The organism is Roseovarius sp. 10, assembly GCF_033100315.1.
Taxonomy (GTDB): domain Bacteria; phylum Pseudomonadota; class Alphaproteobacteria; order Rhodobacterales; family Rhodobacteraceae; genus M30B80.
The window spans coordinates 321287-346966 of the sequence record NZ_JAWLVH010000003.1 but is presented as its reverse complement, the minus strand read 5'-3'; the positions used below and the strand labels follow the sequence as shown (position 1 = coordinate 346966).

The window sequence follows — 25680 nt, the reverse complement described above, 5'->3', positions numbered from 1 at the left end:
GGTTACGTGGGCAGGTCGGCGAGCCCGATCTTGCCGGCCTCCCCGCGCGAGTATGTGCTTTGCGTCCGCACAAGTGGGCCCAAAGCGACAAGGGTGAAAAACAGAAGCAAAATTTCAAAATGATAGACGACCGAATAGCCCGTGGCGGGGCTATTCAACGCCTCGCCCAAGCCGCCAGAGATGGCGATCTGGTTAATCGTGTCACGCAGGCCACCCCCGATTGCGATGGACAGACCTGCGGCCGTTGCCTGAGCCGCGCCCCATGCGCCAAGCGCCAAGCCACGGCCCGCGCTGCCCTCGGCGGGCATGGTCATTGCGGCGGTGAGCGTTGAAACTGAAAACAAGCCGCCGCCAAAACCAATGAGGCAGGCGCCCGAGAAGAACATAAATTCAGACGCCATCGGATTTGCAAAAATCACAGCGGAAAACGCGGCAAGCCCCGCCAATATCCCGCGCGCGCCCATCCGATAGGGGTTGATGCCATCTGACAGCCAACGCGCGGCCAACGCGAAACCAACTAAGGCCCCCGCTGACCATGTCGCGGTCAAAAGCGTTGTTTTTGATACGCTCAACCCAAGGATTTCGCCGCCATAGGGTTCGAGCAAGACATCCTGCATGTTGAAGGCCATGGTGCCAAGGAACACCACAACCAAAAGCCTGCCCGCAGGGCCACCGCGCGCAAAATCGCGCCATGCATCGCCAAAACTTGGCGCAGGCTCTTCCCGCTCGGCCTTGGTCATCGGGCGGACTTTTTCCTGCTTCCAAAGGGCAATCATATTCAGCACCAAGGTCGCAACAGCCGCGCCTTGCACGACACGGATCAGGGTCAAGCCCGAGAAATCGCGCAGCAGCCAGCCAATCACGAGGGCTGAAATCGCCATGCCCACCAAATACATGACATAGAGCAACGCCACGACCCGTGGCCGTGTGTCCTCGGTCGCGCGATCTGCAGCCAAAGCAAGCCCTGCGGTTTGGGTCATATGCATCCCCAACCCCGTCATGACAAAGGCAAGCCCCGCAAGAACCTCACCCGCAAAGGGCACCTCGTGCACAACATCACCGCCCAAAACCAACAGGCTTGCAGGCATGATCGCGAGACCACCAAACTGCCACAGCGTGCCAAACCACAAATAAGGTATCCGCTTCCACCCCAGCGCGCTGCGGTGGTGATCCGATTTGTGACCCAAAAAGGCACGAAACGGCGCAATCAACACAGGCAAGGCGACCATGATCGCCACCAATGTTGCGGGCAATGACAGCTCTACGATCATCACGCGGTTCAGCGTGCCCAAAAGCATGACCCCCGCCATCCCAACCGAGATCTGAAACAAGGACAAGCGTAGCAATTGTGCCAAAGGCAGCGCGTCACTTGCAGCATCTGCAAAGGGCAAGAATTTGGTGGAGATGCGAGACAAGGCGCTCATTTCACATACTCCAAACAAGAGGAGATATAAAACCCGCGCGAGACGCGCGCGACCTCGGAAATCGAGCCTGTTGCCCCTGTTTGTGACGTATGATGACGCAGATATTTCGCCGTGTGCGGGATCATCACAGGCGAGCGATCCGAGCGCGGGAACAATTTTCCCAAACCCCAAAAGGCCATCAAAAACGCTGTGCGCGGTGCAACTGTGAACACCACCTTACCAGAAACGCGCGGACAGAGCTGCGCCAAGGCGCGGCCCAAATCTGGCGCCTCGTAATAGATCATCGAGTCCATCGCGATCACATGATCAAAGCTGCCCAAATCAGGGGACAGCATATCGCCTGCGCGGAACTCGACCTGAGATTGCAAAGTTTCTGGAAGGCGTTTTTTCGCGATTTCAACCAAAGAGGGCGAGATATCAATCGCGACTACATATGCACCCCGCGCAGCCAGTTCAGCGGTCATCTGCCCCGCACCACAGCCCGCATCCAAAATGCGCAATCCCGTCAAATCCTCAGGCAATTGCCCAAGCATTATCGCGCGCATCTGATCACGCCCTTCGCGCACAGTTTGGCGCACGCGCGAGACAGGCGCGTCCGAGGTCAGCCGCTCCCACGTTTTGGTGGCGGTTCTGTCGAAATATTCTTCAACACGGGCGCGGGTCGCGCCATATGTCGGCGTTGCGACCATTAATCAAACCCTAGCAATTCGAAGATGCGCCGATCCTCCAAGGGTTCAGGCGCAAGTGGTTCTGTGCCGGCCCAAAGCGTTTCAGCCAAACGGATATATTCCGCACGGCATTGCACGATATCCTCATCATCGGGCATCTCGAACAATGTCTTTTTCTTGAGGCGGGAACGGCGAATGGCATCCACATCAGGCATATGGCCAATGCGGCGGAACCCGACCTCTGAACAGTAACGATCCACCTCATCGGTGTCGCGCGAGCGGTTCGCAACACACCCCGCAAGGCGGACGTTGTAATTCTTGGATTTGGCCTGCACTGCCGCAATGATGCGGTTCATCGCATAAATGCTGTCAAAATCATTCGCTGTGACGATCAAGGCACGATCTGCGTGCTGCAAGGGGGCCGCAAAACCGCCGCAGACCACATCGCCCAGAACATCAAACAAGACGACATCCGTATCGTCTAACATGTGGTGCTGTTTCAGCAGTTTCACTGTTTGACCCACAACATAACCGCCGCAGCCCGTGCCAGCGGGGGGGCCGCCTGCCTCGACACACATCACGCCATTGTAACCCGTGGTCACGAAATCCTCGGGGCGCAGTTCTTCGGCGTGAAAATCGACATCCTTCAAGATATCAATCACAGTCGGCTGCAAATGCCCCGTCAGGGTAAATGTGCTGTCATGTTTTGGATCACAGCCGATTTGCAGAACACGCTTGCCCAATTTGCTGAACGCAGCAGATAGGTTTGAGGAGGTTGTGGATTTGCCAATCCCGCCCTTGCCATAAACCGCAAAGACCTGCGCGCCTTCGATCTTCAGGCTTGCATCCTGATGCACCTGCACAGAGCCATCCCCATCCTCGCCCTTGCGCAAAATTGGGGGGGTGGCCAAGCCCCGCTTGGCCAGTCCTTCGGCCTCTCGCGCGTTCGCGCGGGCGGCTGGGGGATTTTTATGGTCAAGCATTGTGGTCTCTCCTATTCCGCTGCAACATCCAGGCCTTCGAGTCGGTCTTCCAACTCATCGGCACTGGCCTGAAGCGCGGCCAAAGTTTCATCATCGGGCTGCCAGTAATTGCGTTCAAACGCCTCAAGAAGGCGGTTTGCCATCCGCACAGAAGCCTGCGGGTTCAGCGCCGACAAACGCCGCCGCATCTCTTCATCCAGCACAAATGTTTCGGACAGGCGTTGATACACCCAAGGTTCGACCTGTCCCGTGGTCGCCGACCACCCAAGCGTGTTGGTCACTTGCGCTTCAATCTGGCGCACGCCTTCGTGGCCGTGTTTCAACATCCCTTCGAACCATTTCGGGTTCAGACTGCGCGACCGCGTCTCAAGCGCCACTTGGTCTTGCAGGCTGCGCACGATGCCCGCACCGCGGGTTTGATCGCCGATGAACACGGGCGCATCGCTGCCTTTTGCGCGTTTAACAGCACGCGAAATGCCGCCCAAAGTGTCGAAATAGTGATCAACCGTGGTGACCCCCAATTCGACCGATTCAAGGTTCTGATAGGCCAAATCAACATCGCCCAAAGCGGCCTGAAGGAGGCTCGCGTTTTTCTTGGCTTTCCCGTCACGGCCATAGGCAAAACTTTTGCGGGCCTCATAGGCATCGGCCAGTTCGTCCTCTTCACCCCATGCGCCACTATCAACCAAGGCGTTGACATTCGACCCATAGGCCCCTTCGGCGTTTGAGAACACGCGCAAGGCAGCGTCCTCGATATCGCAGCCCATTTTCTGTGCATAATCGAGGGCATGGGCGCGGATGAAATTTTCTGCGCAAGGCTCATCCGCCGTTGCGGCCTTATAGGCCGCTTCTGCCAACATCCGTGTCTGAAGGGGAAGAAGATCGCGGAAGATACCCGACAACGTCATCACAACGTCAATGCGCGGACGGCCCAATTCGGCAAGCGGGATCAAATCAGCCCCGCAGAGGCGCCCATATCCATCAAATCGGGGGGCAGCGCCCATCAGCGCCATCGCCTGCGCAATCGGCCCACCATCAGATTTAATGTTATCAGAGCCCCAAAGAACAATCGCCACCGAACGGGGTAAATCACCCGCCGCATCAAGCAAACGCTGCGCTTGTTTCGCACCGTCCTGCATCGCAAACGCGGTGGGCATACGGAACGGATCAAAGGCGTGAATATTGCGCCCCGTTGGCAAAACATCAGAGCTGCGGATGAGGTCGCCACCTGCAACAGGCGCGATATAGCGCGCCGATAGGGCGCGCATCAGCGCAGGCAATTCGTGATCCTCTTGCAGCAATTGATCGACCCGAGTCAGCGTTTCAGGGTCTGTTTCGGCCATCACGCGCAAATGTTCGGCCCGCTCCGCATCCCCCATGGGGCGGCCCATGACATGCAAGCCGTCTGGGATCAGCGCCGTTTCCGTCTCAAGCAGGGTCAACCACAGATGATCGGGGTCGCTGCCATCCAAATCAACCGCTTCGGCCTGCATCGCAATCAGCGCGGCAAGGTCGGCGCGCTCATGCGCATCAGGGGCAAGACTGCGATAGCGCGACAGGCTGTCTTTTAGCTCGGACAGGCCCTTATACAGACCCGAAGCCGCCAAAGGCGGGGTCAAATGCGTGACTGTAACAGCATTAGAGCGCCGCTTGGCCAAAGTTGCCTCGGACGGGTTATTTGACGCGTAAAGATAAATATTCGGCACTTCGCCAATCAAACGATCAGGCCAATCACGCGCGCCAAGCCCCGCCTGTTTTCCAGGCATGAACTCAAGCGCGCCATGCATGCCAAAATGCAAAATCGCATCTGTCTTAAACGTGTTGCGCAACCAAAGATAAAATTGCGCAAAGGCATGGGTGGGCGCAAAACCTGTCTCAAACAACAGGCGCATTGGATCACCTTCATAGCCAAAGGTGGGCTGCACACCGACAAAGACATTGCCGAAATGGGCGCCTAAAATGAACACACCGCGACCGTTTGATTGCACCTTACCAGGCGCGGGGCCCCACGCCGCCTCAATCGCGGCCAAGGGGGGCGTGTTGCGCAAGATCGTGTCTGCATCAACAATATCGGCTACATTGGCCTCTTGCCCATATTGCGCCGCGTTGCCCTTAAGAACCGCGGCGCGCAGATCATCAACCGAAGCGGGCAGGTCGACCTGATAGCCTTCGGATTTCAGGGTCGAAAGCGTATTATAGAGACTTTCAAAGACACTGAGATAGGCCGCGGTTCCCACAGCACCCGCGTTGGGCGGAAAGCCAAAGAGAACAACCGAAATCCGTTTGTCGCGGTTCGCCTTACGCCGCAAAACCGCCAGACGTGCGGTTTTTTCAACCAATGACGCGATACGCTCATGGCACGGTGCCATCGCCTTTTGACAGGCACTGGCTTGGCACATATGGCTGCACCCTTGGCAGCCGTCCGCACCATGGCGACCACCAAAAACAGTGGGATTTGTCGCGCCATCAATCTCGGGCAGCGCAACCAGCATCGTAGTCTCAACTGGGCCAAGCCCACCACCTGATGCGGCCCATTGGCCCAAAGTCTGAAATTCAATCGGATGCGCCGCGATATAGGGCAGATCGAGATCGCGCAGCACCTCAACCGCCGCCGCGCTGTCATTATAGGCGGGGCCACCAATGAGGCTAAAGCCCGTCAACGACACCATCGCATCCACGCGATCATTCGTGAAATACTCAGAAATTGCAGGGCGGCCATCCAACCCACCCGCAAAGGCGGGAACCACGGCCAAACCTGCGGCCTGCATTTGACGGATCACGCCATCATAGTGGGCGGTGTCAGACGCCAGAATGTAAGAGCGCATCATTAACAAGCCGACTGTCGCAATCGGATTTTCAGGCTGGGGCAAATCAGCGAGATCGGTGGTGATGCCATTATGCGGCAAGTCAGGGTGATAGAGCCCAAGTTCTGGGTAATCAATCGGCGCTTCAGCCTCTGCGCCATGGAGATCAGATTGGCTGGAATAGCGACCCACCAAGAAGCGGATCATTTGCTCGACATTATCATCCGAGCCACCCAACCAATATTGCATCGTCAAAAACCATGCGCGCAAATCCTGCGCCTTGCCGGGAATAAAACGCAGAATTTTCGGCAATCGGCGCAGCATGGTCATCTGCTTATGCCCAGAATTCGCGTTTGGTTTAGATGAGCCACGCAGCTTTTTCAAAAGCTTCATTGCGCCTGAGGCGGGCTTGAGCATATCCAACTCGCCCATACGGGTCAGCGATACGACCTCTTTAGCCGAGATCACCCCAATCATCGCATCACAGGCATCACGGCGGGCCTGCAAGTCGGGCAAGATTGCGGTGATATGTTCCTCAATGAACAAAAGATTGGCGACAATGATATCGCCATGGCGCACAGCCAAACGCGCCTCTTCCAAGGCGGCGGGGTTCTCGGCCCATTCGGCACTGGCATGGACGGAGACAGACAGCCCTGGAAACTCGCCCGACAACCGTTCGCTGACGCGAGCGGCAGGGCCTGCCGCGTGGCTATCCAACGTGACAATGACCACGCGATAGCCAGGGATATGATCGCCATCACCGCGCATAATGGGCCTTCGCCTCATAAAGCGTATCTACGCTGATCTCAGACATGCCGCGCTCGGCTGCGAATTTTTCGGTATTCCGCTTGGCCTTACCCCGCACAAAGAACGGGATTTTCTTCAATTCTTTTTCCGCACAAGCGAGCCAAACCATGACATCGGAGCCCGTGTCTTGTGCGCGCTCTTGAACCTCTGGCGTAGGGGCAGTGGGTGCCACAGCCTTACCCCCGTGGTGACTGGCGCCTGCGTCATCATGGAATTCGAAATCTTCGCGGAACATGGTCAGCAAATGTTCCTCAAGACCCATCACAAGCGGGTGGATCCATGTATCGAAAATGACATTTGCGCCTTCCCATCCCATTTGGGGCGAATAGCGGGCAGGGAAATCTTGCACATGAACCGGGGCCGAGATCACGGCGCAGGGGATACCCAAACGTTTGCCGATATGGCGTTCCATCTGCGTGCCAAGGATCATCTCGGGCGCGGCTTCTTCGATGGCTTGCTCAACGGCGAGATAATCGTCACTGATCAGGGCCTCTAGACCAAACTCTTTGGCCAAAGCACGGATGGGGCGGGCAAATTCGCGGTTGTAGCAGCCAAGCCCAACCACCTCGAACCCCATCTCATCACGGGCGATGCGGGCGGCGGCCTGCACATGGGTGGCATCCCCGAATAGAAACACGCGCTTGCCCGTCAGATAGGTGCTGTCGACTGACTTACTCCACCAAGGTTGGCGCAGGCGGGTTGTGTCGATTTTTGGCTCTACACCGCAGATTTGAGCCAGTTCATTCACGAAATCATGGGTCGCGCCTACGCCAATCGGCACAGTTTTTGTGTAAGGTTGATCGCAGACCCGCTCAAGATGCCGCGCCGCAGCCTCGGCATGTTCAGGATACATCAGGATATTGGCATGGGCCGCGCCCAATCGCGCGATATCCTCAGGCGTTGCACCAAATGGGGCAACAACATTCACGGCAATGCCCATTTGTGCCAGAAGATGTTTGATTTCTTCAATATCGTCTCGATGCCGAAACCCAAGCGCCAAGGGGCCAAGAAGATTGACCGAAACCTCCGCACTGCGCGGCATGGGTTTGGCCAAGGCTTTTACGATTTGAAAGAACGTCTCATCGGTGCCGAAGTTTTCTTTGCGCTGATAAGACGGCAGTTCCAATGGGATCACAGGGATAGGCAGACCCATGGTTTCAGCCAAGCCACCGGGATCATCTTGGATCAATTCCGCGGTGCAAGAGGCCCCAACAATCATGGCTTGAGGCACAAACCGCTCATAGGCCGCGCGGCAGGTATCGCGGAAGATGCCCGCGGTATCTGCGCCCAAGTCGCGCCCCTCAAATGTTGTATATGTGACAGGCGGGCGGTGGTCGCGCCGCTCAATCATCGTGAATAACAAATCCGCATAGGTGTCACCTTGCGGCGCGTGCAGCACATAATGCAGACCGCGCATCGCGGTTGCGACACGCATGGCACCAACATGGGGTGGGCCTTCATATGTCCAGACGGTCAATTTCATCGCGCGGCCCCCTGCTCGAGGATCGCGCGGCGGCGCAAGGGACGTGAAAAGAGCCCTGCCAAATCCCCCGCCTGTTCGTAGAAATGGACGGGGGTAAAGACCAGCTCAATCGCCCATTTTGTGCTCAGACCTTCGGCCTCAAGGGGATTTGCCAAACCCAGACCGCAAACCGTCAAATCGGGGCGCGCAGCGCGCACGCGGTCAAGTTGGACATCAACATCCTGCCCTTCTGAAATGCGCGGCCCCTCAGGGATCAACGCCAAATCAGGGCCAACCAAGCCACGATGGATATAGGGTGCGCCGATCTCAACGGCCTCCATTCCACATTCACGGGTCAAGAACCGCGCGAGTGGGATTTCCAACTGGCTGTCGGGCATGAAGAACACGGATTTCCCACGCAAAGCCGCGCTTGCATTCTCAATGGCCTTTCGGGCGCGCGCGCGCGGGGCATCCGTAACACGGGCAAATGTGGCATCATCTACGCCAAATTCATCGGCTATGGCGCGCAGCCATAGGGTTGTGCCCTCCTCCCCAAAGGGAAACGGCGCCGTAATCCGCCGCGCGCCGCGCCGCTCAAGTGCGGCTGTCGTATCACCCAGAAACGGTTGGAGGCACGCAAAGACGGTATTTTCACCAATCTCGGGCGCACCCTCAGCGCGCGAGGACGGCAAAACACGGATCGGGCCAATACCCATCTCCGACAAAAGCGTGATGGCCTGATCTTCGACCACATCGGGCAAGGCGCCAACCAAGACCAATTCCCGCGCAGGGCTATCCTTGAGAACAGGCACCATCGCGGCAAGGCATGCATCCTCGCCTTGGGTAAATGTGGTTTCGATCCCGCTGCCCGAATAATTCAGCACCCGCACATGAGGGGCGTGGGCGGTCGTCAGACGCTCGGCCGCGCGGGCAAGATCCAGCTTGATCACCTCAGAAGGACAAGATCCCACAAGGAAAAGCTGCTTGATATCAGGACGGCGCGACAACAGCCGTGCAACCTCGCGATCCAATTCGTCATTGGCATCTGCCATGCCCGCCAAATCGGTTTCTTCAAGGATTGCCGTACCAAAACGGGGTTCAGCAAAAATCATCACACCCGCGGCAGATTGCAAAAGATGCGCGCAGGTGCGGCTGCCGACAACGAGGAAAAACGCATCCTGCATTTTACGGTGAAGCCAAATGATGCCCGTCAGGCCGCAGAATACCTCGCGCTGTCCGCGCTCTTTGAGAACGGGCGCATCGGCGCAGCTTTGGGCCTTGATCGGTGCAGGGGTGTTCATCTGTCCCCCTCCAGCCGTGCTTGGCGCAGCTTATAGAGGAACTGCGCCGCGTTGATCACATAGGCCGCATAGGCCGCGAGCGCGATCCACATCTGCTGAACCGCAGGCACCTCTTGGATCAAAGCCGCCACATAGGCCAAATGCAATGCGATCACGAGAAAGCTGACCACATCCTCCCAAAAGAATGCGGGGGCGAAAAGATATTGGCCAAACACCACTTTTTCCCAAATCGCGCCTGTCACCATGATGGTCAAAAGCACCGCCGTTTTGGCAATGATGGAATATGTGGCGAGGTCATAGCCCGCGCCCGTGATCAAGAATCGTCCAACCAGCGCAAGCGACACAAGAAAGACAACAAACTGAATCGGCGCAAGAATCCCCTGAACCAATGTCCAGATGGTTGCGTCACGCCTTGCGCGCTCATCCACGCTGTAAAGCTTGCGTGACGGGCTTGCTGTCAGACTATCCGATGGCATTTGTCTTTGATTCCAGTCTGTCAATTAAGGAAAGGCTAGCCCTCAAAGGGGTAAAGTGTCAATTAAAACTTACAGTCTTGAACTTGACAGTCGCCAGTTTTGCAAGGGCAATGACCCTGTGGCACGAGCGCTAATTTCCCAATATTTTTTGCATCCAAGGCACCCATCGGCGCTTTGGCGCTTGTTGACGCAAGGGAATTGTCAATTTTCTTTGACAGATGCGGTCGTTTGCGAGACACTTGCAGGCGAAACAACTGCCCTTGAGACAGGGCAGCGGTTGTGCAACACACGCGGCAGACAGATGACGGGCCGCGACTATAGCGGCCAATACAAGGAAAAAGATCGCCCCGATCTTTTAACACAGGCCAGTAAGACTGCCTTCTCTTCAGTCTTGTTGGTGGTGAGGAGCCGAATGACCCAAGACGGTGACGCTACGTCCCGCAAAGGGACGGAAAAACGCACGGCAGAAATTACTTCGCTGGCCAAGGCCGCGATTTCTGTTTTGGCGCGTCAATCAGCACCCACGCCCGAGGGCCTCGCGCGCCGTCTTGAAACCTTATCAGAGGCATTCATCTCGCCCGAAGAGGCGCATCGTCACGATGCCCTCACCAAGCTGGCCCAAGAAGGTGTCAGCATCGAGGATACCATTGACTATGTCATTCCCGCGACCGCCCGTTTGATGGGTTTCCGATGGGCCAATGACAGTTTGAGCTTTGCCGAGGTTTCCATCGGCTCGGCCCGATTGCAGGAAACAGTGCGTGGACTGACCACGCAGCAACGCCGCGAAATTGTCAAAAACCGCGGCACGATTCTATTGGTTGTTCCGTATCCTGAGCATCATACGCTCGGTGTATTTGTTGTTGCCGATCAGCTTAGACGGCGTGGTTACGATGTTCATATTTCCGTGTCTCAACACGCACGGCAGGTTGCCGAGCGGGTGAAGCGTTTTAAGTATGACATGATAGGTGTCACGGCGGCTGGACGCAGAACGCTTGCATCCGTAAAGGATTTGGTGGAAATAATAAAGCAGAGCGTTCCTCGTATAACGCCCGTCATCGTGGGGGGGTCTATTATTGACTCTGGCCTCGATACGGTCGGCATCACAGGGGCGGACTTCGCGACCGCTGATATCGAAGCTGCGCTTGAATTTTGTGGGCTAACAAAAACAGACGTTGAGCCCGCCCAAGCGTCGCAAGGCACTGAACGAAACGATGCGACCGAGAACAGGTAACGGAAACGGACGGAACGTCGTATGAACACGCGCGGAACAGATTTTTGGGATCAGCCCGCAGGCCCGCCTATCGCGCCTGAGCATTTTAACGATATTGTCGCGACTGCGGCGGATTTAGCGATTGTGCTAGACACATCTGGTCTTGTCCGTTCGGTTATCACCAATCCCCTGAACCCCAGTTTGGGCCGACTCGACCATTGGAAAGACCGCGATATTCGCGAATTCATGGCCGAGGATTCGCTATCCAAACTAGAGGCACAGCTCGAGGCCTATCGGGGCGGCAAGAAAAACAAAGTCGAAGCGATTGAGGTCAATCACTACGACAATGCCAGTTGGGAATTCCCAATTCGCTACACGCTCCACAAAACGGGGCGGGATGATATTATTCTCATGCTTGGCCGCGATCTGCGCCCAATTGCGGAATTGCAGCACCGCTTGGTCAAAGCACAGCTTGCCCTTGAAAAAGATTACGAAACCCACCGCGATTACGAAACACGCTACCGCGTGATCATGGAAGCTGCGCGCGATGCGCTTATTTTGGTGGATGTGAATTCTGGTCGGATCACCGATCTTAACACCGCCGCCGCGCAGGCGCTGGGTGGTACAGCTGATAGTCTAACTGGCGCCACCTTTGCCACTGAATTCGAAGGCAAACGGCGGGTTGAATTCATCGAAACCTTGGTGGCGCGCGCAGGTGACAGCATCGGTGGGCCGATGATTGTCACGACCAAGCGACAGAATAAATCTGTATCGCTTTATCCATCGCTGTTCCGTGCTGCGGGCGACAATACATTGCTCTGTCGGATTGAAGTTGATGGCACCTCTGAGGTGATCGCTGCCGAGCTGTCTGAGGCGATGGCAATCCTCTATCAACATGGTGCAGATGCGATTGTCTTTACAGATAACCACGGCACCATAAAATCTGCGAATGACGCGTTCCTTGGCCTCTGCGATACTGCGCGGCTGAGCGATATTCGCGGAAAATCCCTCAGTGAGTTTTTGATCCGCGGCAGCGTTGACATGAAAGTGTTGATCGACAACGCCTCGCGCGCGGGGAAAATGCGGGTTTATTCCACGCGGCTTGAGGGCAGCTATGGCTCACAGCTTTCGGTCGAGATTTCAGCAACTCACATGATGGGTCAATCCATGGGCGGTTTTGCCTTTGTGATCCGTGACACATCTCGAATGGAAGTTGTGCGCGAGCCAAGCTCACCGGTTCCTGCAGGCGCGCCTGTAGGTGATGATGCGATGCGCAATGTGATGGACTTGGTGGGTTCCGCACCCCTCAAGGAAATTGTCGCAGCAACCACCGATGTGGTTGAGAAGATGTGCATCGAAACCGCCGTGGAATTGACGGATAACAACCGCGTTGCAGCCGCCGAGATGTTAGGCCTGTCGCGTCAGTCACTCTATGTGAAACTGCGCAAATACGGGCTTTTGAACAAGAACGGCCAGTAAATCCCCCCTTAAAACTTGGGCATCGCGCGTCTTTTGGTGCGTGCGTCAAGTATAGTTTACACTTGCCGAGTCGCTTACTGTCAGTGTAACTTGACAGTATGAGCGTAACGACCGACACGCATACCCGCCAGACCCCGCGTGCCTTTCCTGAACCACGCGCCGTCTTGACGCTCCTTAAACCCATTACATGGTTTCCCCCAATGTGGGCTTATCTTTGCGGGGCAATTTCCACAGGAATGGCTACTTCGGGCCATTGGTTGGGCTTGGCTTTGGGTATTATCTTGGCGGGGCCGATTGTCTGCGGGATGAGCCAAGCAGCCAATGATTGGTGCGACCGTCATGTGGACGCGATCAACGAACCCTATCGCCCCATCCCTTCGGGGCGCATCCCTGGAAAATGGGGATTGTGGATTGCAATTCTCATGTCAGGCGCTGCCGCCATCATCGGGCTTGCGCTTGGCCCTTGGGGATTTGGCGCAACGCTTGTGGCGATCGCCGCTGCTTGGGCCTACTCCGCCGAGCCTGTTCGCCTGAAACGATCAGGCATTTTGGGGCCTGGATTGGTTGGTCTGTCTTATGAAAGCTTGCCTTGGTTCACGGGCGCTGCGGTTTTATCGGCAGGTGCGCCGTCTTGGCCCATCGTGATAACGGCGCTGCTATACGGGATTGGCGCGCATGGGATCATGACGCTCAATGACTTTAAGGCCTTAGAAGGCGACCGCCAAATGGGCGTGAATTCGCTGCCCGTAACCCTTGGCCCACGCCGCGCCGCATTGGTGGCGGCATGGGTGATGGCCATTCCCCAATTCATCGTCATTCTTTTGATGTTCCACTGGGACAGGCCTTGGTTCGGCTTTTTCATCACGGCCTCGCTGTTGGCGCAAATCGCCGCGATGCAGGTTTTAATGCAAAACCCAAAAGAACGCGCGCCTTGGTATAATGCCACAGGCGTCTCGCTTTATGTCTCGGGCATGATGATCGCGGCCTTTGGCCTGCGCGGCTTGGGGGGATAGCGACATGAGCCTGACATGGGTGCAGATTATTCGACTTGGGTTTATTCAGCTGTGCCTTGGCGCAATTGTGGTTTTAACAACCTCGACCCTAAACCGCCTCATGGTTGTGGAATTGGCCCTGCCTGCGATCCTGCCCGGCCTCTTGGTTGGGTTGCATTACGCCATTCAAATCACTCGACCCCAATGGGGTTATCGCTCGGATACAGGCCGATCGCGCAGCCGTTGGATCATCGGGGGCATGGTGATTTTGGCGAGCGGCGCAGGTTTGGCGGCTTATGCGCTGTCACTTTTTGCAAGCCATTACATGCTCGGCCTATCCGTCTCCATCTTGGCCTATGTGATGATCGGTGTTGGGGTTGGGGCATCTGGCACATCACTATTGGCGCTTTTGGCAACCGCAACCGACCCTGCACGCCGTCCTGCTGCGGCCACCATCACATGGCTTTTGATGATATTCGGCATTGCCGTAACCGCTGGGGTCGCTGGTCAATTCCTCGACCCCTATAGCCATACGCGACTGATGGCTGTGGTCAGCGTGGTGTCATTTGGCGCTGTGGGTCTGACGATTTTGTCCATCTGGGGCATTGAAGCGAAGGTCACCGCCCGCGCCGAAGAACAATCCGCACCCTTTTTGGAGGGCTTGCGTGAAATTTGGGCCGAGCGCAAAGCGCGCCATTTCACGATCTTCGTGTTCCTCAGCATGTCTGCCTATTTCATGCAGGAATTGATCCTAGAACCCTATTCGGGCCTCGTGTTTCACTTCACCCCAGGTCAATCAACCTCCCTCTCTGGCGCACAAAATGGCGGCGTGTTTTTGGGTATGGTCTTAGTGGGCGTTGCGGGAACCGCGCTGCGCCTTGGCAGCCTCCGCCAATGGGTGGTGGGGGGGTGTTTAGGGTCTGCTGCCGCGCTCCTCGTGATTGCATGGCTTGGTCAAATCGGGCCAAGCGCACCACTTTTGCCCGCCGTGGTGGCCATGGGGTTTTTCAACGGCGTTTTCGCTGTTGCGGCCATCGGATCTATGATGGCGCTTGCAGGCGAAGGCCGCACCGCCCGCGAAGGCACGAGAATGGGCCTTTGGGGGGCAGCCCAAGCAATTGCCGCAGGGTTTGGTGGTCTGATCGGCGCCGCCCTTGTTGATCTGGCGCGCCCTGTGATGGGCGATGCCGATGGGTTTGCCGCCGTGTTTTTATTCGAGGCCGCGCTTTATATCGCATCCGCCCTTATGGCGGCACGCGTGATTGCAGGGCCCGCGCAACCAAGACTTTCCACGCCCCTTTCAGTGCCAGGAGAATAAAATGGATTATGATGTTGTTGTCGTAGGGGGTGGCCCATCAGGGGCGACCGCCGCACATGATCTGGCGCTGTCTGGCCATCGTGTTGCTTTGTTGGATCGCGCAGGACGGATCAAGCCCTGCGGCGGCGCAATCCCACCCCGCTTAATCGCTGATTTTGACATTCCAGACACGCAGATCGTTGCAAAGATCACAACGGCGCGGATGATCTCACCAACAGGGCGCAAAGTGGATATTCCGATTGAAAACGGCTTTGTCGGCATGGTGGATCGGGAAAATTTCGATGAATTCCTGCGTGTCCGCGCCGCTGATGCAGGGGCCGAGCGTTTCACAGGCACCTACACAAAGATCGAACGCGATGCACAAGGCACACATGTCATCTATCGCGACAAAGAAACAGGCGACACCCGCCGTTTGACCTGTGCGGTGGTCATTGGGGCGGATGGCGCGCGCTCGAACGTGGCGCGGGACGAGGTCAAGGGCGGTGATCGCATTCCTTACGTCATTGCCTATCACGAAATTGTCGAGGCCCCCGAAGGCGGCACCGATGCTTATGACCCGGATCGTTGTGATGTGGTCTATGACGGACGGATCAGCCCTGACTTCTATGGTTGGGTTTTCCCACATGGGAAATCCGCATCCATTGGTATGGGGTCGATGGATAAAGAGGTTGATTTGAAAAAAGCCACCGCTGATTTGCGCGCGTTTTCACATCTGGCCAATTGCAAAACCATTCGCCGCGAGGGGGCGCCTATTCCCCTCAAACCGCTCGACCGTTGGGACAATGGGCGCGATGTCGTGCTTGCGGGCGATGCAGCAGGTGTGGTTGCCCCCTCTTCGGGCGAAGGAATTTATTATGCCATGGTGGGTGGCCGTGTGGCGGCCACAGCCGCCGCAGCAAAGCTGCAATCAGGCCGTATCAAAGACCTAGATCTGGCGCGGCGGTTGTTCATGCGCGAACATAAGGGCGTGTTCAAAGTTTTGAGCGCGATGCAAAACGCCTATTACCGATCCGATGAGCGGCGCGAGCGCTTTGTCAGCCTGTGTCACGATATTGATGTGCAGCGCCTGACCTTCGAGGCCTATATGAACAAGAAACTGGTCAAAGCGCGGCCTTTGGCGCATATCAAGATCGGTGTTAAAAATCTGGCCCATTTGACGGGTTTAATTTCTGCGACACGTGTGTAGCGATGGATGATGTCATGATCCCCGCATGGATCGGGGATGAGCTAAAACCTGTAGACAAGCTGTTGGCGCATCAGCGCGGATTGCGTCATAAGGCGATTTCCGTCTTTCTGATGCGCGGGACCAAAGTATTGATGCAGCGGCGGGCCTTGTCGAAATACCATACACCTGGACTTTGGACGAACACCTGCTGCACCCACCCACATTGGAACGAAGATGCGCTTAGCTGTGCGCAACGCCGTTTGGGCGAGGAACTAGGCCTACCCATCATTGCGTTGGAAAAACGCGATCGCGTGGAATACCGCGCGGATGTTGGCGGCGGGCTCATCGAGCATGAACTTGTCGATATATTTGTCGGCGCGTTGCCCCCGCAGATTGAGCCAACGCCCAATCCCGATGAGGTGGTCGATATTGCTTGGATGGATCTCGATGGTCTATCCGCGCGCGTCAAAGCAGCGCCGCAGAGCTTTACCCCGTGGCTCAGGATCTATCTTGAGGAACACGCGGCAAAGATTTTTGGCGCTGACGCAAAGGTCTAGCGTTTCAATTTTGCGACTTTGCTGTCTTGCTCAAAATTCGGCGCGGCAATGCCAAGCGCGGCCAAGCCTGCGCGCATAATATCATCAGCCCCCAATCCCGCATCGCGATACATCGCCTTGGGACTTGCATGTTCAATGAACCGATCAGGCAGATGCATGGTGCGGATAGACACGCCACCATCCAAACGCCCTGTGGCGGCAAGATGATGTAAAACTAAGGCACCAAACCCTAGTGCAGAGCCTTGTTCGACTGTGACAATGGCCTTGTGATTGGCGACCAGATCATTGACCAAATCTGTATCCAGCGGCTTGGCAAATCTTGCATCCGCGATGGTGACAGAGATACCGCGCGCGGCCAAGGCGGCGGCAGCTTCCTGCACTTCGGACAAATGCGCCCCAAGGCTGAGCAAGGCAATATCACTGCCCTCTTGCAGAATACGACCCTTACCGATTTCCAATATCTGCCCGTTTTCAGGCATGGCAACGCCAGTGCCCTCACCGCGCGGATAACGCAGCGCAATTGGCCCATCGTCATAGGCGACAGCGGTCGCGATCATATCGACCAATTCCGCCTCATCCGCACAAGCCATCACCACCATATTGGGCAGGGCCGCGAGGTAATTGATGTCAAACGCGCCTGCATGTGTCGGGCCATCGGCGCCCACCAATCCTGCGCGATCAATCATAAAGCGTACGGGTAAATTTTGCAGCGCCACATCATGCACAATCTGATCATAACCGCGCTGAAGGAAGCTAGAATAAATCGCACAAAATGGCTTGAGGCCACCTGCAGCCAAAGCGGCGGCAAATGTCACCGCATGCTGTTCCGCAATGCCCACATCAAAAATACGGTGTGGCATGGCCTGCTGCATCACGTTCAGACCCGTGCCGCCTGGCATGGCGGCTGTGACACCCACAACCTTTGGGTCATTTTGCGCCTCAGCCAAAAGACGTTTGCCAAACACGCCCGTGTAACTGGGCGCATTCGCAGTAGCCTTTTGTTGAACACCGGTTTTCGGATCAAACTTCGCCACACCATGATAACAATCATCCGCCATTTCGGCAGGCGCATATCCTTTGCCCTTTACTGTCACCGCGTGGATCAAAACAGGGCCTGTTGCATGGGTTTTCGCATGACGCAGCGTCTCAAGGAGCGCGTCCATATCATGACCATCAATCGGGCCGATATAGTCAAAACCTAGATGCTCAAACAGGTTTTCCCCATGCGGCAAGTCGCCAATTTGCGCTTTTACCAACTCCCGCGCGCGGGTCGCGCCCGCACGAAATGGCTCGGGCAAGAGGGGCACCATACCATCGGCAATATCCTTTAATGCCGAAAGCGGCGAATGTTTCGCCAAATCTTGCAGATAGCGGGACATCGCCCCAACAGGGGGCGCAATGCTCATATCATTGTCATTCAAGATCACGAACAAGCGCCGCCCTAAATCGCCCGCGTTGTTCATGGCTTCATAGGCCATGCCTGCGGAGATCGAACCATCCCCGATAACGGCAATAGCATCACCAGTGGCCTCACCCAATTCACGCGCCATGGCAAAGCCCAGCGCCGCCGAAATTGAGGTTGAACTGTGCGCCGCACCAAACGGGTCAAAAGCCGATTCACTGCGTTTTGTAAAACCTGACAAACCGCCCTCTTGACGCAAGGTGCGGATGCGATCACGCCGACCTGTCAGGATTTTATGCGGATAACATTGATGCCCGACATCCCAGATCAGCTTATCATAGGGGGTGTTGAACACGGCATGGATTGCCACGGTCATCTCTACGACACCAAGGCTTGATCCCAGATGGCCGCCCGTTTCCGATACAGCGGAGATCGTTTCGGCTCGCAACTCATCCGCGAGGCGGGCCAATTCGTCATCACTCATGCGGCGCAAATCTGCGGGGCTTTGAATACGATTAAGAAGCTCGGTCGTTGGTCGTGTCATCTTTCCAGCCCTCCCAAGCCAGAAAAAACCACGGGTGGGGAAACCCCAAACCCGTGGCAAGGCGCACCTACGAAGGGACGATAGGTGAGTTCTGATGGTCTGATCTGTTCTGCGATATAGGGTCTATACCGCAGAACAGGGTCTTATTTTGGCCGCAGCCAAACATCACTGAAAGGCCGAATAGTCAGGCTCGCCCGATGTTGTGGCAAGCTCGGGCCAATTCGCGATCACGTTCAAGCCACGCAATGGACGCTGCTGCCCTTGGTGACAGGTGCGACAGGCCAATTTCGGCACGTCACCATGCACAGGCCCTAGTCGTTCTGCTGGCAGAACATCGGCCAATGGCAGGATGTAGAGGTCAAGCGCCTCTTGCACCATCTGAATGCCAAGCGTTGCGGTCGCCCATTGTGGGGTGACCTGTGCCGCATCGTAGAAAGCCCGCGTGTTGTGACAGAAGGTGCAGTTCACGCCCAAAGAATTCGCAATGTAATTCATGAAGGCATAAGTGCGTTCTGCATGTTGGATCAGCGGATCCCCCTCAATCTGCTGCACGCGCGAAGCCAGATCATGCACACCGATGCGGTTATACTGACCGTCTTCGTTCAAGAGCAGATAGGTTTCCAGATAATCCGAGGGCAAGGATGTCGAGTTTGACACAATCGTCACACGGTTCTGGTTTGCCGACCAACCGCCTGCGTTTTCATTCACAGGCGACACTTCGAACCAGATATTATTTGGCACGGGCTGACCACGGTGGCAGGTGTAACAGGTGACACCCACTTCCGCATTGGCGTTAACGTGCCCGCCCCAGAATTCGTTAATATTCTGGGTCATCTCGATCATATTCCGCGCCACCACGGTTTGGTAGTTTTCCTCGCCTGCAAAGAGGTCGGGGATACCTGTCCAAATACGCATTGCCTCGACCAATCGGTCATAGTTCTCAGGTGTCAAATAACCCAAGGTTGGCTCTGCATCGGCACGCACGATACGGATCGGGCGCGCATTGGCTTCGGGAACAATTGGCTCGGTGGTGTAGAAATTATCCGCGTCAGGATAAGAGGCCGCCAAGTCAGCTTGGAATTCAGGCACACCCATCCCTGTCCCGCGCGGGCCAGTTTGCAGCGTGTCTGTTTTGAACGGCTGACCGATGGTGACCAATGCAGCTGCGGCAAAGACCGCGGCACCCACCACCCCGACCAAAATGGCAGGGCCATAAATATTGGTCGGGTTTTTCGAGTTCCATTCATTGAACCATTTGGGGAACATCTCAGTTTCCTCCCGTGGTTTGGCCAAGGAAGCCTTCATAGCTGCCATAGGCCTCGTAGCCATAGGGTGCGAGGTATTCTGGTGCAAAGTTATGCTCTTGCGCCCAGATGAACCAATTATCCACCACGGTTCCTGTCAAAAGGATGCCGATGCCACCTGTGATCGGGGTCAAAACCGCGAACCACCAAGCCCAACGGTGAATCCCCTCCATTGTGGCGTTAAAGCCCATCGTCCAGCGCCAGAACAAGGCTGCGCGTTCAGATGCCGTGCCACGATCATAGATCTGTTCCAATTCGCGGTCGCCGCCAAAGCGCGATACCGCCAGAATGGTCGCGCCATGCATCGCAAAGAGCAGAACCGAACCATAAAGGAACACAATCGAAAGTGCGTGGAACGGGTTATAGTAGAGGTTCCCGTAACGGATGGAGAAGGCTGTCGTCCAATCAAGGTGTGGGAAAATGCCGTAAGGCACTGCCTCACTCCACTGGCCCATCAAGACAGGGCGGAACAAACCCAACACAAGGAACAACCAAATCGCTGCCAAAAAGGCCCAAGCGATATGTTTGCCCATCTTATGCTGTTCAGCCAAAAGATAGGTGCGCAACCACCAAGACATCACCGAAACAAGCAGAAAGAAGCTTGCGATGATATACCAGCCGCCTTCGTTCAGCGGTGGAATGCTTAGACCATATTCAGGCCCAGGAGGTTCAAGCGCCAACCAGAACAGTTGACGAATAAACTCGGGGATCGACCAACCCACTTGGGACAGCATGTTGAGGCCAACGATGTTGAACCACAGCAAACCTGTCGCCAAGCTGATCGTGCCTGCCCAACCCAAGTAGACGGGGCCAAGCTGCGCGTTGCCAATCAAACCTGCGAGGGTCGAGAAGGAGGCCGACTTCGTGCGCTCGGCCGCCAAGTTGTTTTCATTGTCCATCCCCATCTCGGGATGACCCTGCACCTGCACCTGCGTGAAGATGTTTTGATATTCGAAATAGGCCATGGTTTACATCCCTCCCGAAACCGCGTGGATCGGGCTTGGATCTGGCCAGATCGGCAGTGTTAGCCACCAATTCCACCATTCAGGCCAACCGCTTGTCCAAACGGGGCCAGAGATCACGATACAAACCGCGCTCCAGAAACCAGCATTCAAAGCCAGCAACAGACCTAGGCGGTGGATGCCCAAAGTGCCGATGGAATAGCCGATGAAATCACGGAAGAACGTGTCTTCGTGATCAGGGCTTTTCGCTTCTTCACCTTTTTCAGGGTTCGCCGCGGATAGGATCAAACCACCATGCAGCGCCAAGGCAAGGGTCGTGGTGAAGAAGAAGGTCACCGCGATCATATGGGCTGGGTTATAGTGGAAATGCAGATAGGAATACCCAACGTTGGATACCCAATCGAGGTGGCTAAAGATGCCATAGGGGAAGCCATGTCCCCATGCGCCAAGCAACAAGGGGCGCACAACAACCAATGTCACATAAGCCAAAATCGCGAAGCTAAAGGCAAATGGAACATGATAGCCCATGCCAAGCTTTCGGCTGATTTCAACTTCTCTTAAGGCCCAAGATACAAAGGCGCCAACGGCACAAATCGTGATGATTTGCCAAAGGCCGCCTTCAAGCAGCGGGGCCATGCCCAACCCGTATGAGAGGTCAGGTGGGGCAATATTGATCGTCCAAGGGTTGAACGTGCCTTGCATGGCCGCCCCCCAGAAGATCAGGATGGTTCCAAGGGCAGCGAAGAAGATCGTGGTCACCCCAAAGAAGCCCACATAGAAAGGGCCAACCCAGAAGTCGAACAGATCGCCGCCAATCAGCGTCCCTCCGCGGACGCGATATTTTCTTTCGAAGCTTAGCAAAGCCATGCGTCTGTCTCCGCGTTTGGCGGCTTTGGATCATCTCCACTTAGCCGTCCGTTATTGGTCGGTTAGCTGCGGGCGGGCAGCCCGCCCGCAGCGATGTCATAAGGCATATCAGGCGCGCCGCAGGCGGCGGGCCTAACTCTTACATGCCTGCTGCAGCTGCAGTCTCAAACCAGTTGAGACCCGAGCTCAGAACCACCAAGTGGATCATTGCAGCGAGCAAGAAGAGAAAGACGCCCTGGGCCACGAAGACGCGGCGCGGGTCGAAGATCAGCCAGATTTTGTAAAATTTGGACATGTCTTTCTCCTCAGCCGAACCACGGGCGCCAGATATACGTGGCGATATGAGCAAGCAGGGCGATGCCTGCGAACAGCCAAAGGCCGCTCATATACACCGAGTGGAGCTCTTGCGCCTGCTCGTCGGTCAGACCTGTAAAGGACAGATCGGTGTTACCAGCCATGAACTTTCCTCCGGAACGTTTGACTAGTGCCGCACACCCTGCGGCCGGGCCCCGACAAAACCTCATTGTCTTGTCGGCATTCCACCCACGCGGGTAGTCACCCCGCATTGGCGAACTTGTGTCGGCTCCGGTCGTCACGCCGAGAATGTTATCGTCTCACCTATGCGCCTCGACCGGGTCTAATCAGTCTCGAACGGCGGCTGAGTGAGAGGATCAGGCCGAAAAAATCATCGGCGTGATAATCCGCGCTTGGCTCCAAGCGCGCTTTACGGGGCCTTTTTCCGTCAAGCTTCCTGTGCGCAGCGCAGCCAAGCCCCAAGTGAGCGTGGCAAGCGGCAAGGTCGCGAGAAAAATGATCCCGAAGTAAATCATGAACTCCGTTTTGGGCGGCTTTGACCGCGCAATCTGGGTGTTGGAGCTAATATCTGTCATTATACGCCTCCCTCGTTCAGCGTCTCAAAACGGCGGGGCGCGAGTTGCGCCACCGTTTCTTTCACGACCCGCTCAGCCCCGCTTTCAAGCGCGGCTTTTTCTGCGGCATCGCGTAAAGTTTTGGCTGCCGAAATCCGTGTCAAAACGGGGTGTTCGGCAACAATTTTGTCGAGCAACGCCTGCGCATCAGCGTCCCATGGGAAATCGCGGCGCAATGTTGTCGGGGTTGCTTTGGCGCTGTCCATCTCGCTGCCAAGCGGAAGAATATGGAACAGGGCATCAAACAGACTGTTGCAGATTTCCTGCAAAAGATAAGTGGCACCTGCATATCCCATGAAGGGCGTGCCCGTGGCGCGGCGGATCGCAGCGCCAGGGAAACTTGCAGGGATGAAAGACGGGCGAGGGCCATGGCCCGCGCTCATTTCCGCGAGATACATCTTCTCGTTGATGGATCCCATCAAGACCAAGGGACGCTTTGCAGAAATCAGGCTGCGCACTTCGTCATTGTTGGTTTTTTTGCCTGCTGTGCGTGCCACCGCAAAGGCACAGGGCAACCCAAGATCACTTTCAAGGAAATGCCGAATGCCGCGGGTATAGGTTTCATTCGCCACGATGCCAAAATTGGCCGTTGCAAAGAAATCTTGCGTGACCGACCGCCACAGATCCCAAACAGGCTTGAGGGTCGAATGCTTTTCGCGGGTGATAAAAGGCTCGGGATCTAGGCCCAACATCTCGCCCAATTGGCGCAGGAATTTCGTGGTCGACTCAACCCCAATGGGCGCTTGCAAATAGGGCTTGCCCAATACCTCGGCCAAACCGCGCCCAAATTCGCGATACATCACGATATTGGCATCCGCGTTAACCAAGTTGCGCATTTCGGCCAAATGGCTGCCCAATGGCATGACCATATTCACTTCGGCCCCGATGCCTTCCACAAGGCGGCGAATTTCGTGCAGATCAGAGGCCGTATTAAAGGTGCCATACATCGGCCCAAGAATATTGACCCGCGGCGCAGACCCTTCGTCACGCTGTTTCTCGGGCGGCATACGCCCCTTGGTCATGCCAAATTCCGTGAAAATCCACGTCATGGCACGATCTGCGGCCTCCCATTGATCCTCATCAATGGTGCGCGGCAAAAAGCGTTGAATATTGGTGCCTTGGGGTGTGACCCCCCCGCCAATCATCTCGGCAATCGAGCCCGTGACAACAACGGCAGGAAGCGCGGGGTCTAGCGTGCCCCAAGCGCGTTTCATCGCGCCCTCAGTGCCATCACGGCCCAATTCTTCCTCGCCAAGACCCGTGGTCACAATCGGCAATTCATGGGGTGGCAACCCATCAGTGTAATGCAGAACCGATGTGACGGGCAGGTTTTCACAACCCACTGGGCCATCGATGATCACCTGCAATCCTTTGACAGCGGTAAAGGCGTAAACCGCCCCCCAATATCCGCCCGCGCGATCATGATCTTGGATCAACATCAGATCATCTCCTGCGCTTTGGCGGCACGGGCCGCTTTGTCGAGTTTTTTCTGATGCGTGGCGCGAAAATCAGGCCGCTCATTTGGGCTGCCTTCCCAAATGCCTGCTGTATCCGCGTGACCAACACCTTCAAAGAAGGCGCGCATATGATCCATGCGGTCTTTGTTTGACATGGCCGCGTTGACCACCTGCGCCAAAGACCCTGCACCCGCTGGCCCCATCAAAGGACGCGCGGAAATCAAATTGGTGAAATACAGGCTTGGGATGCCAAGCTCTTTGCCCTTCTGCACAACAGGGGTCGTGCCGATGGCAAGATCAGGCTTGATGGCTTCCATCGCGGCGCAGTCATCTTCAAGACTTGCGCGGAATTTAACCTTAACGCCCTTAGCTGTTAGCCAGTCCAAATCAGGCTCTGACCAAGGTGTTTTCGGGCAGGCCGTGCCAACATAGGGCACATCGGCCCCACTCTCGATCAACAGGCGCGCGACCAAAAGCTCTGACCCCTCATAGCCCGACAAGGTGATCGTTCCGTTGATCTTTTGGGCGGCAAGCGCACCCTTGATCGCGGGCAAAAAGGCGTTTTGCGCAGCAGCAATCTGATCCGCTGCAACACCATAAGCCGCACCAATCGCAGACAGCCATGCGGCTGTGCCGTCATATCCAACGGGGGCGCTGCCAATAATCGTGCGGCCTGCGGCCTGAAATTCTCGGATGGCGGATGTATAAAACGGGTGGATTGCTGCCACCACTTCGCTATCCAAGGCAGAATAGAGCTCGCGCCACTCACGGCAGGGAACGACCGGACCTGCCGCCAGACCGAGCGGCGCGAGCATCCCACCAATCCCAATGGGATCGGCTGGGAACATCTCGCCCAACAGGGTCACTGTCGGGCGATCTGATTTGCCCGAAACAGGGGCTTGGACGGGGCCAGCCTCCACCTCTTTACGGGCATAATTCAACATAGCGCCTGCAAGCACATCTTTGGCTTCGGCATGGGTGGGAATTCCAAATCCTGGCACATCAATGCCCACGATCCGAACACCGTTAATCTCCTGCGGCAGGAGACGCAGCGGAACACCAGAGGCGGTCGGAACGCAAAGATTGGTCACCACAATCGCATCATAGCGCGCGGGATCTGCCATCTCGTGAACGGCATCCCGAATATCCTCAAAGAGCTTGCCCGTAACCAAACTTTCCGAGTTGAAAGGCACATAGCCGACTGAACGGCGCGCGCCATAAAAATGGCTGACAAAGCTGAGGCCATAGACACAGCAGGCCGAGCCAGACAAAACCGATGCCACGCGGCGCATCCGCAACCCTACGCGCAAACTGCCAAAGGCAGGGCACATGCTTTGGGGTTTGTCATGCGGCCCCTGCGGGTAATCGCGGGCATATTGATCAAGGATTTCGGATTTCCCCGCCATGCGCGCGGCAGCTTCCATTTCGGCCGCCCCTGCGTGGCAACCCATACCCTGCCCCAATTCGGGGGGGGTCTGCCCATCCGAAGCGGCAGATGCATCAGCGCGATCTTGGCCGAGGATTACCTCGGCCTCATCGGCGGCATCATATCTCACTTCTTCGGACATT

The 25680-nt window shown here is 56.3% G+C and carries 22 protein-coding genes; 6 read left to right on the top strand and 16 right to left on the bottom strand.

What is annotated here, in order from left to right:
• Nucleotides 1–2: 2 nt before the first annotated feature.
• The 7 genes from RYZ18_RS12110 to bchF are packed head-to-tail and all read right to left on the bottom strand — an operon-like array spanning nucleotide 3 to nucleotide 9925.
• Entirely contained in the window at nucleotides 3–1424 is a 1422-nt protein-coding gene (locus RYZ18_RS12110) for a PucC family protein (protein ID WP_317657112.1), read from the bottom strand.
• Nucleotides 1421–2113: a magnesium protoporphyrin IX methyltransferase gene (gene bchM / locus RYZ18_RS12105; RefSeq protein ID WP_317657111.1), complete on the bottom strand. Its 693-nt coding sequence runs from the start codon at nucleotides 2111–2113 to the stop codon at nucleotides 1421–1423. Before bchM ends, RYZ18_RS12110 begins: the two co-directional genes overlap by 4 nt.
• Nucleotides 2113–3075 (bottom strand): ferredoxin:protochlorophyllide reductase (ATP-dependent) iron-sulfur ATP-binding protein, encoded by a 963-nt coding sequence (gene bchL, locus RYZ18_RS12100; protein ID WP_317657109.1) that lies wholly within the window; start codon nucleotides 3073–3075, stop codon nucleotides 2113–2115. The genes bchM and bchL overlap by 1 nt, the downstream gene beginning before the upstream one ends.
• Nucleotides 3076–3086: 11 nt before the next feature.
• Nucleotides 3087–6647: a magnesium chelatase subunit H gene (locus RYZ18_RS12095; RefSeq protein ID WP_317657107.1), complete on the bottom strand. Its 3561-nt coding sequence runs from the start codon at nucleotides 6645–6647 to the stop codon at nucleotides 3087–3089.
• Entirely contained in the window at nucleotides 6637–8169 is a 1533-nt protein-coding gene (gene bchB, locus RYZ18_RS12090) for a ferredoxin:protochlorophyllide reductase (ATP-dependent) subunit B (protein ID WP_317657106.1), read from the bottom strand. The genes RYZ18_RS12095 and bchB overlap by 11 nt, the downstream gene beginning before the upstream one ends.
• On the bottom strand, nucleotides 8166–9449 hold the full coding sequence (locus tag RYZ18_RS12085) for a ferredoxin:protochlorophyllide reductase (ATP-dependent) subunit N (RefSeq protein ID WP_317657105.1): 1284 nt from the start codon (nucleotides 9447–9449) through the stop codon (nucleotides 8166–8168). The genes bchB and RYZ18_RS12085 overlap by 4 nt, the downstream gene beginning before the upstream one ends.
• On the bottom strand, nucleotides 9446–9925 hold the full coding sequence (bchF, locus tag RYZ18_RS12080) for a 2-vinyl bacteriochlorophyllide hydratase (RefSeq protein WP_317657104.1): 480 nt from the start codon (nucleotides 9923–9925) through the stop codon (nucleotides 9446–9448). Before bchF ends, RYZ18_RS12085 begins: the two co-directional genes overlap by 4 nt.
• Before the next feature lie 412 nt (nucleotides 9926–10337).
• Here bchF and RYZ18_RS12075 point away from each other — a divergent pair, with 412 nt between their 5' ends.
• The 6 genes from RYZ18_RS12075 (at nucleotide 10338) to idi (ending at nucleotide 16646) form a co-directional block, all read left to right on the top strand.
• Complete coding sequence (locus tag RYZ18_RS12075; RefSeq protein ID WP_317657103.1) at nucleotides 10338–11156, top strand: B12-binding domain-containing protein; 819 nt, start codon at nucleotides 10338–10340, stop codon at nucleotides 11154–11156.
• Nucleotides 11157–11177: 21 nt separating this feature from the next.
• Nucleotides 11178–12614: a transcriptional regulator PpsR gene (ppsR, locus tag RYZ18_RS12070; RefSeq protein WP_317657102.1), complete on the top strand. Its 1437-nt coding sequence runs from the start codon at nucleotides 11178–11180 to the stop codon at nucleotides 12612–12614.
• 98 nt (nucleotides 12615–12712) lie between these two features.
• Entirely contained in the window at nucleotides 12713–13627 is a 915-nt protein-coding gene (chlG, locus tag RYZ18_RS12065) for a chlorophyll synthase ChlG (RefSeq protein ID WP_317657101.1), read from the top strand.
• Between the two features lie 4 nt (nucleotides 13628–13631).
• Entirely contained in the window at nucleotides 13632–14924 is a 1293-nt protein-coding gene (locus tag RYZ18_RS12060) for a BCD family MFS transporter (protein ID WP_317657100.1), read from the top strand.
• Nucleotide 14925: 1 nt separating this feature from the next.
• Nucleotides 14926–16110, top strand: coding sequence for a geranylgeranyl diphosphate reductase (locus RYZ18_RS12055; RefSeq protein ID WP_317657099.1), 1185 nt, complete (start codon nucleotides 14926–14928; stop codon nucleotides 16108–16110).
• A 14-nt stretch (nucleotides 16111–16124) separates the two neighbouring features.
• Complete coding sequence (gene idi, locus RYZ18_RS12050) at nucleotides 16125–16646, top strand: isopentenyl-diphosphate Delta-isomerase (protein WP_317657098.1); 522 nt, start codon at nucleotides 16125–16127, stop codon at nucleotides 16644–16646.
• Here the strand turns inward: idi and dxs are convergent.
• The 9 genes from dxs to bchY form a co-directional block, all read right to left on the bottom strand.
• Entirely contained in the window at nucleotides 16643–18592 is a 1950-nt protein-coding gene (dxs, locus tag RYZ18_RS12045; protein WP_317657097.1) for a 1-deoxy-D-xylulose-5-phosphate synthase, read from the bottom strand. The genes idi and dxs overlap by 4 nt on opposite strands.
• Before the next feature lie 165 nt (nucleotides 18593–18757).
• A complete protein-coding gene (gene pufC / locus RYZ18_RS12040) occupies nucleotides 18758–19858 on the bottom strand; it encodes a photosynthetic reaction center cytochrome PufC (RefSeq protein WP_317657303.1) in 1101 nt (366 codons plus the stop codon).
• Between the two features lies 1 nt (nucleotide 19859).
• Nucleotides 19860–20861 carry a photosynthetic reaction center subunit M gene (pufM, locus tag RYZ18_RS12035; protein WP_317657096.1) on the bottom strand — a complete coding sequence of 334 codons (1002 nt, stop codon included), beginning with the start codon at nucleotides 20859–20861 and terminating at the stop codon, nucleotides 19860–19862.
• Between the two features lie 3 nt (nucleotides 20862–20864).
• Nucleotides 20865–21725: a photosynthetic reaction center subunit L gene (gene pufL, locus RYZ18_RS12030; RefSeq protein ID WP_317657095.1), complete on the bottom strand. Its 861-nt coding sequence runs from the start codon at nucleotides 21723–21725 to the stop codon at nucleotides 20865–20867.
• A gap of 139 nt (nucleotides 21726–21864) precedes the next feature.
• The gene (gene pufA, locus RYZ18_RS12025; protein ID WP_213674588.1) at nucleotides 21865–22020 is read right to left on the bottom strand and encodes a light-harvesting antenna LH1, alpha subunit; all 156 of its coding nucleotides are present in this window, start codon (nucleotides 22018–22020) and stop codon (nucleotides 21865–21867) included.
• Nucleotides 22021–22030: 10 nt separating this feature from the next.
• Complete coding sequence (gene pufB / locus RYZ18_RS12020; RefSeq protein ID WP_213674587.1) at nucleotides 22031–22183, bottom strand: light-harvesting antenna LH1, beta subunit; 153 nt, start codon at nucleotides 22181–22183, stop codon at nucleotides 22031–22033.
• Nucleotides 22184–22396: 213 nt separating this feature from the next.
• Nucleotides 22397–22615 (bottom strand): cytochrome PufQ, encoded by a 219-nt coding sequence (pufQ, locus tag RYZ18_RS12015; protein WP_317657094.1) that lies wholly within the window; start codon nucleotides 22613–22615, stop codon nucleotides 22397–22399.
• The gene (gene bchZ / locus RYZ18_RS12010) at nucleotides 22615–24093 is read right to left on the bottom strand and encodes a chlorophyllide a reductase subunit Z (RefSeq protein WP_317657093.1); all 1479 of its coding nucleotides are present in this window, start codon (nucleotides 24091–24093) and stop codon (nucleotides 22615–22617) included. The genes pufQ and bchZ overlap by 1 nt, the downstream gene beginning before the upstream one ends.
• Nucleotides 24093–25679, bottom strand: a complete 1587-nt coding sequence (bchY, locus tag RYZ18_RS12005) for a chlorophyllide a reductase subunit Y (protein WP_317657091.1) — start codon at nucleotides 25677–25679, stop codon at nucleotides 24093–24095. The genes bchZ and bchY overlap by 1 nt, the downstream gene beginning before the upstream one ends.
• Between the last annotated feature and the right edge of the window lies 1 nt (nucleotide 25680).

Coding starts and splice junctions, on each gene's coding strand:
- RYZ18_RS12110 (WP_317657112.1), bottom strand. CDS start 1,424: ATGAGCGCCTTGTCTCGCATCTCCACCAAATTCTTGCCCTTTGCAGAT.
- bchM (WP_317657111.1), bottom strand. CDS start 2,113: ATGGTCGCAACGCCGACATATGGCGCGACCCGCGCCCGTGTTGAAGAA.
- bchL (WP_317657109.1), bottom strand. CDS start 3,075: ATGCTTGACCATAAAAATCCCCCAGCCGCCCGCGCGAACGCGCGAGAG.
- RYZ18_RS12095 (WP_317657107.1), bottom strand. CDS start 6,647: ATGCGCGGTGATGGCGATCATATCCCTGGCTATCGCGTGGTCATTGTC.
- bchB (WP_317657106.1), bottom strand. CDS start 8,169: ATGAAATTGACCGTCTGGACATATGAAGGCCCACCCCATGTTGGTGCC.
- RYZ18_RS12085 (WP_317657105.1), bottom strand. CDS start 9,449: ATGAACACCCCTGCACCGATCAAGGCCCAAAGCTGCGCCGATGCGCCC.
- bchF (WP_317657104.1), bottom strand. CDS start 9,925: ATGCCATCGGATAGTCTGACAGCAAGCCCGTCACGCAAGCTTTACAGC.
- RYZ18_RS12075 (WP_317657103.1), top strand. CDS start 10,338: ATGACCCAAGACGGTGACGCTACGTCCCGCAAAGGGACGGAAAAACGC.
- ppsR (WP_317657102.1), top strand. CDS start 11,178: ATGAACACGCGCGGAACAGATTTTTGGGATCAGCCCGCAGGCCCGCCT.
- chlG (WP_317657101.1), top strand. CDS start 12,713: ATGAGCGTAACGACCGACACGCATACCCGCCAGACCCCGCGTGCCTTT.
- RYZ18_RS12060 (WP_317657100.1), top strand. CDS start 13,632: ATGAGCCTGACATGGGTGCAGATTATTCGACTTGGGTTTATTCAGCTG.
- RYZ18_RS12055 (WP_317657099.1), top strand. CDS start 14,926: ATGGATTATGATGTTGTTGTCGTAGGGGGTGGCCCATCAGGGGCGACC.
- idi (WP_317657098.1), top strand. CDS start 16,125: ATGATCCCCGCATGGATCGGGGATGAGCTAAAACCTGTAGACAAGCTG.
- dxs (WP_317657097.1), bottom strand. CDS start 18,592: ATGACACGACCAACGACCGAGCTTCTTAATCGTATTCAAAGCCCCGCA.
- pufC (WP_317657303.1), bottom strand. CDS start 19,858: ATGTTCCCCAAATGGTTCAATGAATGGAACTCGAAAAACCCGACCAAT.
- pufM (WP_317657096.1), bottom strand. CDS start 20,861: ATGGCCTATTTCGAATATCAAAACATCTTCACGCAGGTGCAGGTGCAG.
- pufL (WP_317657095.1), bottom strand. CDS start 21,725: ATGGCTTTGCTAAGCTTCGAAAGAAAATATCGCGTCCGCGGAGGGACG.
- pufA (WP_213674588.1), bottom strand. CDS start 22,020: ATGTCCAAATTTTACAAAATCTGGCTGATCTTCGACCCGCGCCGCGTC.
- pufB (WP_213674587.1), bottom strand. CDS start 22,183: ATGGCTGGTAACACCGATCTGTCCTTTACAGGTCTGACCGACGAGCAG.
- pufQ (WP_317657094.1), bottom strand. CDS start 22,615: ATGACAGATATTAGCTCCAACACCCAGATTGCGCGGTCAAAGCCGCCC.
- bchZ (WP_317657093.1), bottom strand. CDS start 24,093: ATGTTGATCCAAGATCATGATCGCGCGGGCGGATATTGGGGGGCGGTT.
- bchY (WP_317657091.1), bottom strand. CDS start 25,679: ATGTCCGAAGAAGTGAGATATGATGCCGCCGATGAGGCCGAGGTAATC.